The sequence below is a fragment of the Acidobacteriota bacterium genome (genome assembly GCA_003696075.1).
In the GTDB taxonomy this organism is placed as follows: Bacteria; Acidobacteriota; Polarisedimenticolia; order J045; family J045; genus J045.
Genome location: RFHH01000137.1, coordinates 23290 through 36597, shown reverse-complemented (window position 1 = coordinate 36597; position 13308 = coordinate 23290). Strand labels below are relative to the sequence as shown.

General features: G+C 71.3%; 15 protein-coding genes and 2 tRNA genes. 2 read left to right on the top strand and 15 right to left on the bottom strand.

Annotation, left to right across the window (positions count from 1 at the left end):
• Nucleotides 1-30: 30 nt before the first annotated feature.
• From D6718_09225 to D6718_09205, 5 genes are all read right to left on the bottom strand, one after another.
• Nucleotides 31-107 (bottom strand) — tRNA-Pro (locus D6718_09225).
• Between the two features lie 67 nt (nucleotides 108-174).
• A complete protein-coding gene (locus D6718_09220; GenBank protein ID RMG44785.1) occupies nucleotides 175-804 on the bottom strand; it encodes a DedA family protein in 630 nt (209 codons plus the stop codon).
• 17 nt (nucleotides 805-821) lie between these two features.
• Nucleotides 822-1448 carry a protein-L-isoaspartate(D-aspartate) O-methyltransferase gene (locus D6718_09215; protein RMG44820.1) on the bottom strand — a complete coding sequence of 209 codons (627 nt, stop codon included), beginning with the start codon at nucleotides 1446-1448 and terminating at the stop codon, nucleotides 822-824.
• Nucleotides 1449-1483: 35 nt separating this feature from the next.
• Nucleotides 1484-2248, bottom strand: a complete 765-nt coding sequence (gene surE, locus D6718_09210) for a 5'/3'-nucleotidase SurE (protein ID RMG44784.1) — start codon at nucleotides 2246-2248, stop codon at nucleotides 1484-1486.
• Between the two features lie 69 nt (nucleotides 2249-2317).
• Nucleotides 2318-2968: an OmpA family protein gene (locus D6718_09205; protein ID RMG44819.1), complete on the bottom strand. Its 651-nt coding sequence runs from the start codon at nucleotides 2966-2968 to the stop codon at nucleotides 2318-2320.
• A 138-nt stretch (nucleotides 2969-3106) separates the two neighbouring features.
• Here D6718_09205 and D6718_09200 point away from each other — a divergent pair, with 138 nt between their 5' ends.
• Nucleotides 3107-4252: a sulfotransferase gene (locus tag D6718_09200; protein RMG44783.1), complete on the top strand. Its 1146-nt coding sequence runs from the start codon at nucleotides 3107-3109 to the stop codon at nucleotides 4250-4252.
• Between the two features lie 35 nt (nucleotides 4253-4287).
• On the opposite strand, the gene D6718_09195 is transcribed toward D6718_09200, so the two are convergent.
• The 7 genes from D6718_09195 to hprK form a co-directional block, all read right to left on the bottom strand.
• A tRNA-Pro gene (locus D6718_09195) sits at nucleotides 4288-4364 on the bottom strand.
• A gap of 44 nt (nucleotides 4365-4408) precedes the next feature.
• Complete coding sequence (locus D6718_09190; protein ID RMG44782.1) at nucleotides 4409-5068, bottom strand: hypothetical protein; 660 nt, start codon at nucleotides 5066-5068, stop codon at nucleotides 4409-4411.
• Nucleotides 5069-5125: 57 nt separating this feature from the next.
• Entirely contained in the window at nucleotides 5126-6967 is a 1842-nt protein-coding gene (gene ptsP / locus D6718_09185) for a phosphoenolpyruvate--protein phosphotransferase (GenBank protein RMG44781.1), read from the bottom strand.
• Nucleotides 6967-7242, bottom strand: a complete 276-nt coding sequence (locus D6718_09180) for an HPr family phosphocarrier protein (protein ID RMG44780.1) — start codon at nucleotides 7240-7242, stop codon at nucleotides 6967-6969. Before D6718_09180 ends, ptsP begins: the two co-directional genes overlap by 1 nt.
• A complete protein-coding gene (locus D6718_09175) occupies nucleotides 7239-7772 on the bottom strand; it encodes a PTS sugar transporter subunit IIA (protein ID RMG44818.1) in 534 nt (177 codons plus the stop codon). Before D6718_09175 ends, D6718_09180 begins: the two co-directional genes overlap by 4 nt.
• Nucleotides 7649-8530 carry an RNase adapter RapZ gene (gene rapZ / locus D6718_09170; GenBank protein RMG44779.1) on the bottom strand — a complete coding sequence of 294 codons (882 nt, stop codon included), beginning with the start codon at nucleotides 8528-8530 and terminating at the stop codon, nucleotides 7649-7651. Before rapZ ends, D6718_09175 begins: the two co-directional genes overlap by 124 nt.
• The gene (gene hprK, locus D6718_09165) at nucleotides 8527-9477 is read right to left on the bottom strand and encodes an HPr(Ser) kinase/phosphatase (GenBank protein ID RMG44778.1); all 951 of its coding nucleotides are present in this window, start codon (nucleotides 9475-9477) and stop codon (nucleotides 8527-8529) included. The genes rapZ and hprK overlap by 4 nt, the downstream gene beginning before the upstream one ends.
• A gap of 159 nt (nucleotides 9478-9636) precedes the next feature.
• On the opposite strand from hprK, the gene D6718_09160 reads away from it, so the two are divergent.
• Nucleotides 9637-10716: a hypothetical protein gene (locus tag D6718_09160; GenBank protein ID RMG44777.1), complete on the top strand. Its 1080-nt coding sequence runs from the start codon at nucleotides 9637-9639 to the stop codon at nucleotides 10714-10716.
• 220 nt (nucleotides 10717-10936) lie between these two features.
• On the opposite strand, the gene fabF is transcribed toward D6718_09160, so the two are convergent.
• Genes fabF through D6718_09145 form a run of 3 tightly spaced genes read right to left on the bottom strand, consistent with a single transcriptional unit; the run spans nucleotide 10937 to nucleotide 13308 of the window.
• Nucleotides 10937-12220 carry a beta-ketoacyl-[acyl-carrier-protein] synthase II gene (fabF, locus tag D6718_09155; GenBank protein ID RMG44776.1) on the bottom strand — a complete coding sequence of 428 codons (1284 nt, stop codon included), beginning with the start codon at nucleotides 12218-12220 and terminating at the stop codon, nucleotides 10937-10939.
• A gap of 21 nt (nucleotides 12221-12241) precedes the next feature.
• The gene (gene acpP, locus D6718_09150; GenBank protein ID RMG44775.1) at nucleotides 12242-12490 is read right to left on the bottom strand and encodes an acyl carrier protein; all 249 of its coding nucleotides are present in this window, start codon (nucleotides 12488-12490) and stop codon (nucleotides 12242-12244) included.
• 32 nt (nucleotides 12491-12522) lie between these two features.
• The gene (locus D6718_09145; GenBank protein ID RMG44774.1) at nucleotides 12523-13308 is read right to left on the bottom strand and encodes a beta-ketoacyl-ACP reductase; all 786 of its coding nucleotides are present in this window, start codon (nucleotides 13306-13308) and stop codon (nucleotides 12523-12525) included.

Below are 13308 nucleotides of genomic sequence, written 5' to 3'. Positions count from 1 at the left end.
CCGTCCTGGTCGTTCGGCGAGGGGGAAGGTTGGTCGGGGCGCCCGGATTTGAACCGGGGACCCCTTGCTCCCGAAGCAAGTGCGCTACCAGGCTGCGCTACGCCCCGACCGAGAGCGTGGGACCGCTGCGAACGAGGCAAACTAGCGGACGCGCGCCGCCCTGTCAACGCCCGCTCAGCGGAGGGCGTGCAGCGCCGCGAACCCGGCCGCTCCGAGGAGGAAGACGGCGAGCGTGACCCAGCCCAGGTGCCTGTCGACGAACGGCTTCACCGTCGGGCCGAACAGCCGCAGCAGCCCCGCCACCAGGAAGAACCGGCTGCTCCGCGATACGGCAGAAGCAAGCAGGAAGACGGGGAAATCGATCCGGGCGACGCCGCCGGCGATGGTGAAGACCTTGTAGGGAATCGGCGTGAATCCCGCGCCGAACACGATCCAGAAATCGTACCTGGCGTAAAGGGCGGCCACTCGCTGGTAGAGCTCGGGGGTGAATCCGGGAACGTAGCGGTAGAACAGTTCGGAGACCGCTTCCCACACGCCCCACCCGATGAGATATCCGGCCGCTCCGCCGGCGATCGACGCGAGCGAGCACACCAAGGCCGCCCGAAGCCAGACCTCGCGGCGCGCGAGCACGGCGGCAGCCAGCAGCACGTCGGGGGGCACGGGGAAGAAGCTGGCTTCGGCGAACGAAACCGCTCCGATGACGCCGATCCCGCTCTTCGAGGCGGCCCATTCGAGCAGCGCCCCGTAGGCCCGCCGCCACCACCGCGAACCCGCCGGTCCCCGACCGTCGACGTCGTGGGCCATTCGTTCCTCCGCGCCGCTCAACTCCGCCCGGGCGGCGTGGGGTAGCCGAACCTACCGATCAGCGGCACGAACGAGGCCGGCCCGTGATCCTCCTCCACGAAGCGCTTCCCCTGCCGCGTCACCACCAGCAGACGCTGGCGCCCGTCCCTCGCGATCGGCATGACCAACCGCGCGCCGTCCCGCAATTGCCGGAGGAGCGCGGGGGGGACCTCGGGCCCGCCGGCGGTGACCACGATCCCGTCGAACGGGGCTTCGGCGGCCCAGCCGTAGGTGCCGTCGAAGTTCTTCACGGTGACGCCCAGGAAGCCGAGTTCCCGGAGGCGGGCGGCGGCGGACCGGGCGAGTGCGGGCCGGCGCTCGAGCGAGAAGACCCGGAGGCCCATCGCAGCGAGGACGGCGGCCTGGTAGCCGCTTCCGGTTCCCACCTCGAGGACCTTGTCCCCGGCCGAGACCTGCAGCAGCTCCGCGAGCCGGCCCACCGTCCAGGGGTGGCTGATCGTCTGCCCCTCCCCGATCGGCAGGCGGGCGTCCTCGTAGGCCCTGGAGGCGAGCGCCTCGGGAACGAACCGCTCGCGGGGCACCGCGGCCAACGCGGCCAGCACCCGCGGGTCCCGCAGACCCTGGCGCCGCAGCCTCGCGACCATCGCTCGCCGGTGCTCCGCCGCTGCCGCGACGCGCTTCACGGGCCCTCCTGCGGAAGGCCCCAGCCCTCGACGACCGGGATGGCCCGGTGGTGCGTGAGGTCGGAGTGGAGGGGGGTGACCGACACGTAGCCGTCGGCCACCGCCGTGTGATCCGCCTTCGGGTCCGGCTCCCATTCGGACGGCGCGAGGCCGATCCAGTAGTACTCCCGGCCCTTCGGGTCACGGCGGGCGATCAGGCCCTTCCGATACCGGCGCCTTCCCTGCCGCGTCACGCGGAAACCGCGGGCTCCCGGCGGCACGTTGACGTTCAGGAAACCGTCCCGGGGGAGGCCGCCGTCCAGCAGCCGTTCCGCCAGATCGAGGGCGATGCGCGCCGCCTCGCGGTACAGCTCCTCTCCCGCCTCGGGATCGGTCGAGACGGCCAGGCCCTGGGCGCCGAGGATCCGGCCCTCGAGCGCTCCGGCCACCGTCCCCGAGTAGGTGACGTCGTCGCCGAGGTTGTAGCCGCGGTTGATCCCGGAGACGACGAGATGCGGCGGCTCCTCGAGGACTTCGTGAAAGGCGAGGTTCACGCAGTCGGTGGGCGTTCCTTCGACCGCGTACCAGCGCTCGGACAGGCGCTCGACCCGAAGGGGGCTGCGGATCGTCAGCGCATGGGACGCGCCCGACTGTTCCCGGTCGGGAGCGACCACCACCACCCGGTCGTACCGGGATTCGAACGCCTCGGCGAGGACGCGGAGCCCGGCAGCCCGGATCCCGTCGTCGTTCGTCAGCAGCACCGTCGCGTCACGCCCCGCCATCGCTCCGTCCGCCGGGCGAAGGGTAGAAGCCCCGGCCCGGGCGGTCAATGGCGGCCGCACCGCCTGGGATCAGCGCGCCTTCGCCTTGAGCAGGATGGTCACTCGCCGGTTGAGCCGGCGTCCCTCGGGCGTGTCGTTGGGGGCCACCGGATGCCGCTCGCCGTATCCCACGGCCACGGTGCGGGCCGGATCGATGCCGAGGGTGATGAGCTGGTTCCGGACGGCTTCCGCCCGCCGCTCCGAGAGCCGCTGGTTGTACTCCTCGCTGCCGGTGGCGTCGGTGTGCCCCTGGATCACGACGGCCGTCTTGTCGAACTCGCGCAGGACCGCGGCGACCTCGTCGAGGATGTTCAGGGCCGACTCGCTCAAGGCGGCCGAGTCGAAGTCGAACAGCAAGTCGGAGTCGAAGCGGACGAGGAGAACGTCGTCCTCGACCCGTTCCACGGTCGTGCCCGGAATCTGCGCCAGGCGCTCCTCCTGGGCATCCATGTAGGATCCGATTCCGGCCCCGATGCCCGCCCCGATGGCCGCTCCGAGGAGGATCTCGTCCGCCTTCCGCTTGCCGAGCAGGATCGCCGCCGCCGCGCCCGAGGCGGCGCCGATCCCGGCGCCCTTGGCCGTCTTGTCCCGCCTGGTCAAGCGCTCTCCGGCGCCCTCGAGTGACGCGCACGAGGCGAGAAGGGCCGCGCCGGCTGCCGCCGCCGCGAGCCGAACGACCATTCCCCGGGGAGCGAACACCGCCGCACCTCCTCGGCGGGTCCCGCGGATGCCGGGCCCGCCGCGTCTCCACCCGCGCAGGATAGCATCCTCCCGCCGGCCGGCCCCGCGGCCCGGCCGGCCGGGAAATCGGAGCGGAAGGTGGGAGGCGGATCGCTGCGATCGCGTCCGAAAGACCTCCGGGAGTGGGCGGCGCGCTGGCTGTTCAGCCCGCTGGACGGCGCGAGGTTCGGCGATTTCGCCCGGGTGCTGCTGCAGAACCGGCTCCGCGTTCACCCGCTCTACCTGCCGCGGCTCGCGCTGACGGTGCTGTCGTCCATGTGGACATCGGCGCGTGCGCGGCGGGAGGAGCGCGTGTGGGCCGGTCGCTTGGCGCGGGTCCGGGTCGAGCGCCCCCTCTTCGTGCTCGGCCACTACCGGTCGGGAACGACGCTGCTGCAAGGGCTGCTCGCGGCCGATCCCCGGTTCGCCTATCCGAGCTACTTCGAGGCCAGCTTCCCCTGGACCTTCCTCACCGCCCCGCGCAGCACGTGGGAACGCTTCCGCAGGCTGACGCCACCGCGGCGGCCGCACGACGACGTCGAGGTCCGCCTGGACGCCCCGTGCGAAGACGAGATCGCCCTCGCCTCGATGACCTTTCTCTCGCCGCACCTGTGCTGGCACTTTCCCGCCCGCGAGAAGGTCTACCGGCGGTACGTCACCTTCGAAAGAGCGCTGCCCGAGGAGCGGCGGCGATGGCAGGAGGCGGCACGCCTGTTCGCCGCGAAGCTGACCGCGCGGCACGGCCGGCCCCTGGTGTTCAAGTCACCCTGCCACACCGCCCGGATCCCTCTGATCCTGGAGGCGTTTCCCGACGCCCGCTTCGTCCACGTGCACCGGCACCCCTTCGATGTCCTCCGCTCCACGCTGCACATGGAGCGGATGGTCCCGCCCCTGATGCGCTATCAGCGCCCCCGGGAGGACGAGGCGGCGCTCGAGGACCGGGTGCTCTGGCGCTACCGCGAGATCTACGGGGCGTACCTGCGCCACCGGGCGTCGATCCCCGCCGGTCGCCTCTGCGAGATCACCTACCGGGAGCTGGTCTCCGATCCCCTCGGCGCGCTGGAACGGATCTACCGGGAGCTGGAACTCCCCGGCTTCGGTCCCGCCAGGAACCCCGTCGCCCGGTTCCTCGAGAGGGCCCGCAACTACCGCCCCACGGCTCACGCCGAGCTCCGGCCGGAGTTCAGGCGGCGGGCCGCGCGGGAACTCGCCTTCGCCTTCGAGACCTTCGGCTACCGGCCGTGATGGCCGCCGCCGCGCACGGGACGCCGGTGAGGATCTGGTCGGGGCGGCCGGATTTGAACCGGCGACCACTCGCACCCCAAGCGAGTGCGCTACCAGGCTGCGCCACGCCCCGACGCCGCGGGCGGGAACACTCTCCGCCCGCGAAGCGCGCGGATTCTAGCACCGACGGCCGGCGGCGTCGCCCGGCGCCGGGTCGGCGTCGCCCGAAGGGAACAGCGGAGGTTGTCCGCCCTCCCGGGCGGTCTCCTCTCCCTCCGCGGGGCCGAGGAGCCCCGCCGCGAGCGCCTCGATCTCCTCCAGCTCGCGGCAGGCGGCCTCCAGCTCCCGCTCGAACGCCGAGACCCGGGCCTCCCGCTGCCTGGCGGCCTCACGGGCCTGCTCGAGTTCGCGCTCCAGGCGGCGGACCTCCTCGGCGAGCCGCCGCCTCGCGGCCACCGCCTCGCGGAGCTGCCGTTCGAGGTCGGCCTGCGCGGAGAGCTGGCGTTCCAGGTCGCGGATCCTCGCGCGGGCCTCGGCCAGGTCCTCGGCCGCCGGCGTCGCTTCCTTCCCCGCGGGAGGCCTCTCCGCCCCCAGGGGATACCGGCGCGCGATGTGCTCGCGCGCCTGCGCGATCGTTCCCTTCTCCACCTCGATGACCCGGTGAATCTCCGCCGCGATCTCACGCTCGAGCGGGCCGTACAGCCGCTTGCGTCCGACGCGCTCCCCGAGCTGCGGAATCTCGCCCTCCCAGAACTTGAGGACGTAGGGCTGGATCCGGAGCTCCTGGCACACCTGCGATGGCCGCATCGTCGCCCGGCCGTGCGCTTCGTTCTTCACGGTCGCCTCGTCCTCCGGGCGCGATTCTACCCCGGCGGACCTCCGCGGCCCGCCGGTTCAGCTCCGGCCCCGGTCGCCGAGACCGCGCGCCGCCGGCGACCGTCTGTCGCGGCTCACCGCTCCGAGGACGCCGGCGAAGCCGCGGGCGAGCTCCCGGCGGATCTCCGCGCCGGTCGCGTGGCGGGTGCGGGCCGCGGCGACGAGACGGGTCGCCTCCCCGGCGTCCGCCGCCCGGAGCACGGCACGGATGGCGGGTACCGCACCGGAGGTGCAGGAGAAGACACGGAGCCCCAGCCCCAGGAGCGTCAGCGCACCGAGCGGGTCGGACGCCATCTCGCCACACAGGCTCACCGGTTTCGACCGCCGCTTTCCGGCCTCGACCGTCCGGGCGACGAGGTCGAGCACGGCCGGATGCCACGGATCGCCCAGCGGGGCCACTTCGCGGTCCCCCCGATCGACGGCGAGGGTGTACTGCACGAGGTCGTTCGTGCCGATCGACAGGAAGTCGGACTCCTCGGCGAGGCGGTCCGCGACGAGAGCGGCCCCGGGGAGCTCGACCATGGGGCCGAGGGGAACCGGGCGGGAGGCGAACCCCTCGCGTTCGAGCTCCGCCGCGACGCTGCAGACGAACCGGCGCACCTCGCGCCATTCCTCGAGGCTGGAGATCATCGGGAACACGATCTCCACGTTGGGAAACCGCCAGGCCACCCGGAGCATGGCCCGCAGTTGGGTGCGAAAGATCTCCGGGTGGCGGAGGCAGTACCGCACCGCCCGCAGGCCGAGCACCGGGTTGGCGCGCCCGTCCTCGCGATGGAGGACCTGGTGGAAGTACTTCTCGCCGCCCAGGTCGAGCGTCCGCAGCGCCACCGGTCTCCCCTGCGCCGCCTCGGCGATGCGCCGGTAGGCCGCCTCTTGCTCCTCTTCGCCGGGCAGCCGTGGTGCCGCCGCGAGGTAGAGGAACTCCGAGCGGTACAGGCCGATCCCGTCGGCACCGCTGCGGCGCACGGCCGCCATCTCCTCGGGGAACTCGATGTTCGCCGCGACCCGGAACGGAACGCCGTCGCGGGTCGCGCAGGGCCCCGGCTCCCCCCGCTCCGCCTCGGCGGCGGGAGGCGCAGCGGAAGCCGTCCGGTACCGCGCGAGCGTGATTTCGTCGGGCCCGAGCAGCACCTCCCCTCGGGCCGCGTCGACGACGACCCACTCGCCGTCGCGGGCGATCTCCGTCACGTCACGGGCGCCGACGAGGGCGGGAATCTCCAGCGCATTGGCAATGATGGCGGTGTGCGATGTCTGGCCGCCGGCTTCCGTGACGAAGCCGACGATCCTCGGTTGCTGGAGCCAGGCGGCGTCGGACGGGGTGAGCCGGGATGCGATGATGATCGTGTCCTCGTCCAGCTTGAGATCGCGCCCCCGGGGGTCGTCCTGCCCGGCGAAGATGCGCTGCAACCGCTCGTGGACGTCCGCCAGATCGCCCCCGCGCTCGCGGAGGTAGGCGTCCTCGACGCTCTCGAACGCGCGAAGCAACCGCCGCACGCCCGCTGCAAGGGCCCACTCCGCGTTCATCCGCTGCTCGCGGATGCGCCGCATGGTCTCGCGCGCCAGTTTCCGGTCGCCGAGAATCATCAGGTGGGCGTCGAAGATCGCCGCGTACCGCTCGCCCAGGCGCGCCAGCGTCTTGTCACGCAGCGCTTCGATCTCGCGCCGGGCCTTGCGACGCGCCCGGTGGAACCTCCGGATCTCCCGGGGAACGTGGATCGGCTCGATGCGGTAGCGCGGAACGTCGATCTGCCAGCTGTCGAGGACGAGTGCCCGCCCCACGGCGACGCCCGCCGAGGCGACCACCCCCCGCACGATGCGCGGGCCGCCGGCGTTCGGGTCGCCGGGACGCCGATCCCCCATCACGGAGCGGCTTCCCCGAAGCCGGAGGCGATCAGCTCCGCCAGCACGGCCACCGCCGCCTCGGCGTCCGGCCCCTCCGCGACGAGCCGCAGGCGGGATCCCCGGGCTGCGGCGAGGGTCAGCAGCCCGAGAATCGACTTGCCGTCCGCCGCCTCCCCCTCCCGCCGCAGCTCGATGCGCGATTCGAACCGGCTCGCTTCGTCGACGAATCGAGCCGCGGCCCGGGCGTGGAGGCCCAGCCGGTTGACGATCTCGACGTCGCGCTCCGCTCTCACCGGCCGTCTTCCTCCGCGGCGAGGATCTCCCCCGCGACGGTGATGTGAGAGCGGCCCTTTTCCGCGATCAACCGTGCCGCTTCGGCGAGACCGACACCGGGAGGAAGGTTGTTGAACTTGATCAGCATCGGGAGGTTCACCCCGGTGACGACCTCCACCCGGCCCGGTTCGAGGAAGGCCATGGCGACGTTGGCGGGAGTTCCTCCGAGCATGTCCGTCACCACGATCACACCTTGGCCCTCATCGAGCTCGCCGATCGCCCGCTCGATCCGCCGGCTGGCCTCCTTCACGTCGTCGTCCCAGGCGAGGCTCACCGACATCATCGGCGCCGGGTCCCGGACGATCCGGCGTGCGGCAGCCACGAGCTCGTCGGCCAGACCTCCGTGCGTCACCGCCAGCAATCCGATCACGAGGTTCTCCTCTCCCGCTCCACGTCCCGGTGGGTCACCGCGCAGTCGTATCCTTCCCGGCGGAGGAAGGCGGCGATCCGCTCGGCGGCCGCAACCGACCGGTGCTGGCCCCCGGTGCAGCCCACGGCGATCGTGACCACGCTCTTGCCCTCCTCGACGAATCTCGGCATCACGAACGCCAGCAGCGCCTCCACCCGCTCGAGGAAGCCGCGGTACACGGGTTGACTCTCGAGGAATTCGACCACCGGCCGGTCCGACCCGGTGAGCGGTTTCAGGGCCGGCCGGAAGTAGGGGTTCGGTACGAATCGGACGTCGAAGACCATGTCGGCGTCCCGTGGCAGGCCGTGCTTGAAACCGAAAGACACGACATGGCACCGGAGGGCCGAGGAAGCGGCCGGGCCGGCCATCTCCGTCCGGATGAGGCGCCGCAGGTCGTGGGGCGAGAGGTCGTCCGTCACGATGATCCGATCGGCGAGGGCCCGCACCGGAGCCAGCAGCTCGACCTCCCGCCGGATCGCCTCGGCGACGCGGGCCGGCTCGTTCTGGGCGAGCGGGTGCGGGCGGCGCGATTCGGAGAAACGGCGCACCAGCACGTCTTCCGCCGCCTCGAGGAAGATCACGGTCAGCGACACGTCGGGACGATCCCGCAGCTCCTGGACCAGCGCGGGCAGGGAAACCAGGTGTTCGCGCTCGCGCGCGTCGGCGACGAACGCGGCCCGCGGCTCTTCGTCGCCTCCCCGCTCGAGCAGTTCGATGAAGGGGGGGATCAAGGCGACGGGCAGATTGTCGACGGTGAAGTAGCCCAGGTCCTCGAGGCTCTTCATGGCGAGCGTCTTGCCGGAGCCCGACAGACCGCTGACCAGAACCAGCCGCTTCATCGGTCGCCGTCCCGCCGCAGCCGCGCCTCGAGCTCATCCGCCAGCCGCGAACCCGTGTCACGCCCTCGCTGGCGGAGCAGCTCCTGGCGTGCGGCGACTTCGAGAAGCACCGCCACGTTGCGGCCCGGCGCCACCGGTAGCCGGGCCAGGGGGATCTCCACCCCGAGAACCTCCCAGCGCCGCGTCCCCCGGCTCAACCGGCCACCCTCGGGCGCCGCCGCCAGCGGCACGAGTTCGACCGCGAGATCGACGCGCTTGCTGTCGCGCACCGCGGCGGCCCCGAACAGCTCGCGCGCATTCACGATCCCGAGCCCCCGGACCTCGATGTGGTAGCGGCTCAGTTCGGGGGCCTCCCCCACGAGTTCCCCTTCGATGAGGCGGATGTCGACGGCGTCGTCCGCGACGAGCCGGTGGCCGCGCGAGATCAGCTCGAGAGCGCATTCGCTCTTGCCGATGCCCGATTCGCCCAGAAGCACGACGCCGAGGCCGTGCAGATCCATCAGGACGCCGTGAATCCGGACCCGGGGGGCGAGGGCCCGGACCAGGAACCGCTCCAGCACGAGGAGGGCGCGCGAAGCGGGCGTGTCCGTGGTGACGAGGACGATCCCCGCCTCGGAGGCGGCCCGGTCGAGACCCGGGGGCACGGCCACCGCGTCGGCCAGCACGATCAGCGGCGGCCGGGCGGCGCAGAGGCGTCGGACCCGCTCCGGTCCCGCGGCCCGGTCGCCGAGGAGGTCGATCTCCTCGCGCCCGCACACGAACACCCGGTCGGAAGCCAGGGGCGCCTCCGCCCGGAGGCCGTCCGCCGGGCGCAGCGGGCGGGCGTGCCGGATCGCGCGCCCTCGCACCACTTCGTCACGAACCGCGAGGTTCCGCAAGTGCGCGCGCAACTCCAGCGGGAGCACGCCCGCGCGCACGTCCTCTCGTGTCGGCTCCGGCGACCGCAACGTTGGCCTCTGGGATCTTTTGGCGCGAGTTTAATAGCCGAATTGGAGCGGTTATAGTAAACTTAAACCTTACAATTTGTCAAGTTTCGCGCAGCCGCTACCGCCCTGGGTCTCGGACGGGCGCCGCTGCGGGCGGCGCCGTGTTGGGGGAACCCACTGATGGACAAGAAGGTGGTTCATGTCGTCGGAACCGGCACGATCGGGGAGCCGCTCATCGGACTGTTGTGCGACTTCAAGGAACCGCTCGGGATCGACGAGGTGACGTTCCACAAGAGGACGCCCTCGCTGACCGATCGCTCCAAGGTCCGCGCCCTGATCGCCCGCGGCGCACGGTTCGTCACCGATTCGAAGTCGTTCGACGGCTTCCGGGAGATCGGCCTGGAGCCGGAGCTCGAGACCCATGAAGCGCTCGACAGGGCCTCCGTGGTCATCGACTGCACGCCCTCCGGCGTCGGCAGAAAGAACAAGGTCGAGTACTACGAGCGCTTCAAGCACAACACTCTCGGGTTCCTCGCCCAGGGAAGCGAGTTCGGCTTCGGCAAGCCGTATGCGAGGGGCCTGAACGACACGGCCCTGGTGCCGGGGGAAGACCGGTTCATCCAGATCGTGTCCTGCAACACGCACAACATCGCGGTGCTGTGTCACGCGGTGGCGCTCGCTGACGGCGGTCCGGACAACTTCGTCCGCGGCAAGTTCGTCTGCATCCGGCGGGCGAACGACATCAGCCAGGAGGGCTCGTTCATCCCCGCTCCCGAGGTGGGGTCCCACAAGGACGAACGGTTCGGCACGCACCATGCCCGCGACGCGTGGCATCTGTTCAACACCCTCGGCTACGACCTCGACCTGTTCAGCTCGGCGCTGAAGATCAACTCGCAGTACATGCACGCCCTTTGGTTCTCCATCACGGTTCGCAACAAGACGTCGGTCGACGACGTGATCGCCCGCATGGAGGCGAACGACCGCATCGCGCTGACCCACAAGAAGACGGCCAACCTCGTCTTTTCGTTCGGGCGGGACCACGGTCACTACGGCAGGATCCTCAACCAGGCGGTCGTGGTGCGGAAGTCGCTGACCGTGAAGCAGAACGAGGACGGCTACGAGGTGGTCGGCTTCTCCTTCACGCCGCAGGACGGGAACAGCCTCCTGTCCTCCGTGGCGGCGGCCTGCTGGTTGCTGGATCCGGAGACCTACGACCGGCGGGTGCAGTGCCTGGCGAAGTACTTCTTCGACGAGGTGTGACGAGGTTCGGCCGTGCGGGGAGCGGGTGGCGGCCCGCGCGCCCGTCTCCCCGCGCGCGCCGGACATTCCGGCAGCGTCACGTTGGCACCGGCGCGTCGACCGGGAGAGCCCCGCCGGCCGGGCCGACCCGAGACGGGGCGGGATGGCCTCGATCGGTGATGTGTGGCGGTTCGTCCGGCGTCCGCGCCGCGGCTCCCGGCGGGCCGCGGTTTCCGGAGCGTCAGGCCTTCCGGAAGACGAGCGTCGCGTTCGTTCCGCCGAAGCCGAACGAGTTCGACAGCGCAGCCCGGATCTCCGCTTTCCGCCCGCGACCCGGGACGAACCGGTCGGCAGCCAGGCCGATCTCGCCGCCCTCGGCGAGCGGGCGGGCGATCTCCGGATCGAGCTCCTCGAGGTTCGCGGTCGGGGGGGCGGTGTCCCGGGCGACCGCCAGCACCGTGATCACCGCCTCCAGCCCCCCCGCGGCCCCGAGGAGGTGTCCCGTCATCGATTTCGTCGACGAGACGAGAAGCCTGTCGGCGTGCGAGCCGAACACCCGGCGCACGGCCCGCGCCTCGATCGCGTCCCCGACGGGGGTCGAGGTTCCGTGCGCATTGATGTAGTCGATCTCCTCCGGCCGGATCCCCGCGTCACGGAGGGCCGCCTCCATCACCCGCACCATTCCCATCCCGTCGGGTGGCGGCGCCGAGATGTGGTAGGCGTCTCCACTCATCCCGAACCCGGCGAGTTCGGCGAGCGGCTCGGCGCCCCGCCGGCGGGCGTGCTCCTCCGATTCGAGGAGGAGCAGGCCGCATCCCTCCCCCATCACGAATCCATCGCGCCCGGCGTCGAACGGCCGCGAGGCGCGGGACGGCTCTTCGTTGCGGGTGGACAGGGCGCGCATCGCGCAGAACCCGCCTACGGCCAGCGGGGAGATGACCGCCTCCGTTCCCCCGGCGATCATCAGGTCGGCGTCGCCGTGGCGGATGTAGCGGAAAGCGTCCCCGATCGCGTGGTTGCCGGATGCGCAGGCGGTGACGGTGGCCGAGTTCGGTCCCTTGAGCCCGAAGAGGATCGACACCATCCCGGCGGCGAGGTTGATGATCATGCCGGGTATGAGAAAAGGCGAGAGCCGGCGGGGCCCTCGTTCCAGCAGGATCCGGTGTTGCCGCTCGAGAAGCTCCAAGCCGCCGATCCCGGACCCGATGACGACGCCCGCCCGTTCGGGATCGAAAGACCCCTCCTCCAGGCGGGCGTTCTCGAAAAGCATGCGGGCGCAGGCGACGGCGAACTGCGTGAACCGGTCGGTCTTCTTGACGTCCCGCCGATCGAGGAACCGCTCCGGGTCGAACCCCCGCACCTCACCGGCGATCCGGCAGGGGAAGTCGGAGGCGTCGAACCGCGTGATCGGCCCGATCCCCGACCGGCCCTCGACGAGGCCCTGCCAGGTCTCCTCGGCGTCGAGTCCCAGCGGGCTGACCGCGGCGACTCCCGTGACGAGCACTCTGCGCTCGGGCGCGCTCACGCCGTCGCCCCGCGTCCGCCGTCAGCTCTTCACGTGTTCCGCGATGAACTTCACCGCATCGCCGACGGTCCGGATCTTCTCCGCGTCCTCGTCGGAGATCTCGATTCCGAATTCCTCTTCGAGCGCCATGACGAGTTCGACCGTTTCCAGGGAATCGGCCCCGAGGTCGTCGGTGAACGACTTTTCGTCGGTGACGGCGCTCGGCTCGAGCTTGAAGTTCTTCGCGATCGTGTCGACGACCTTGGCACGAATCTCTTCGGTACTGACCATCGATTCGCTCTCCCCGCGGGATGTCCTCCCGCTCACATGTCCATACCGCCGTTGACGTCCAGCACCTCGCCGGTGATGTAGCCCGCCAGATCCGACAGCAGGAAACACACCGCCGCCGCGACGTCCTCCGGCTGGCCCAGCCGGCCCAGCGGCACCAGCCGGAGCAGGTTGTCTCGCGCCGATTCGGGCAGCGCGCGCGTCATGTCCGTGTCCACGTACCCGGGAGCCACGGCGTTGACCGTGATCCCCCGCGATCCGAGTTCGCGCGCGAGGGAACGCACGAACCCGTGCAGGCCCGCCTTCGACGCCGCGTAGTTGGCCTGTCCCGGATTCCCCATGCGGGCCACCACGCTCGAAACCACCACGATCCGTCCACGGCGGGCCCGGATCATACCCGGGAGCACCGCCTTTGTCACCAGATAGGCACCGGTGAGGTTCGCGGTGAGGACCTCCTGCCATTGGTCGAGAGACATGCGCATCAAGAGTCCGTCGCGGGTCATCCCCGCGTTGTGGACCAGCAGGGAAACCGGCCGGGATTCCTTCGTCCGGCGGGCGAACTCGGCGAGCACGGCAGCCGCTCCGGCGGAATCGCTCAGGTCGAGGCCGAGCCCCTCCGCCCGGCCGGCGCCGCTCGCCGCGGACCCTGTCACGTTGAGCTCGTCGGCGGCGGCCGCGGCGCGCTCGGAGGTCCGCGCCGTCACGGTCACGTGGGCTCCCGATGCGAGCAACTGGCTCGCGATCGCCCGGCCGATGCCGCGGGAACCGCCGGTCACCAGCGCGTGGTGGCCGGCGATGCCGGGCCATCGAAGGCTCTGCAT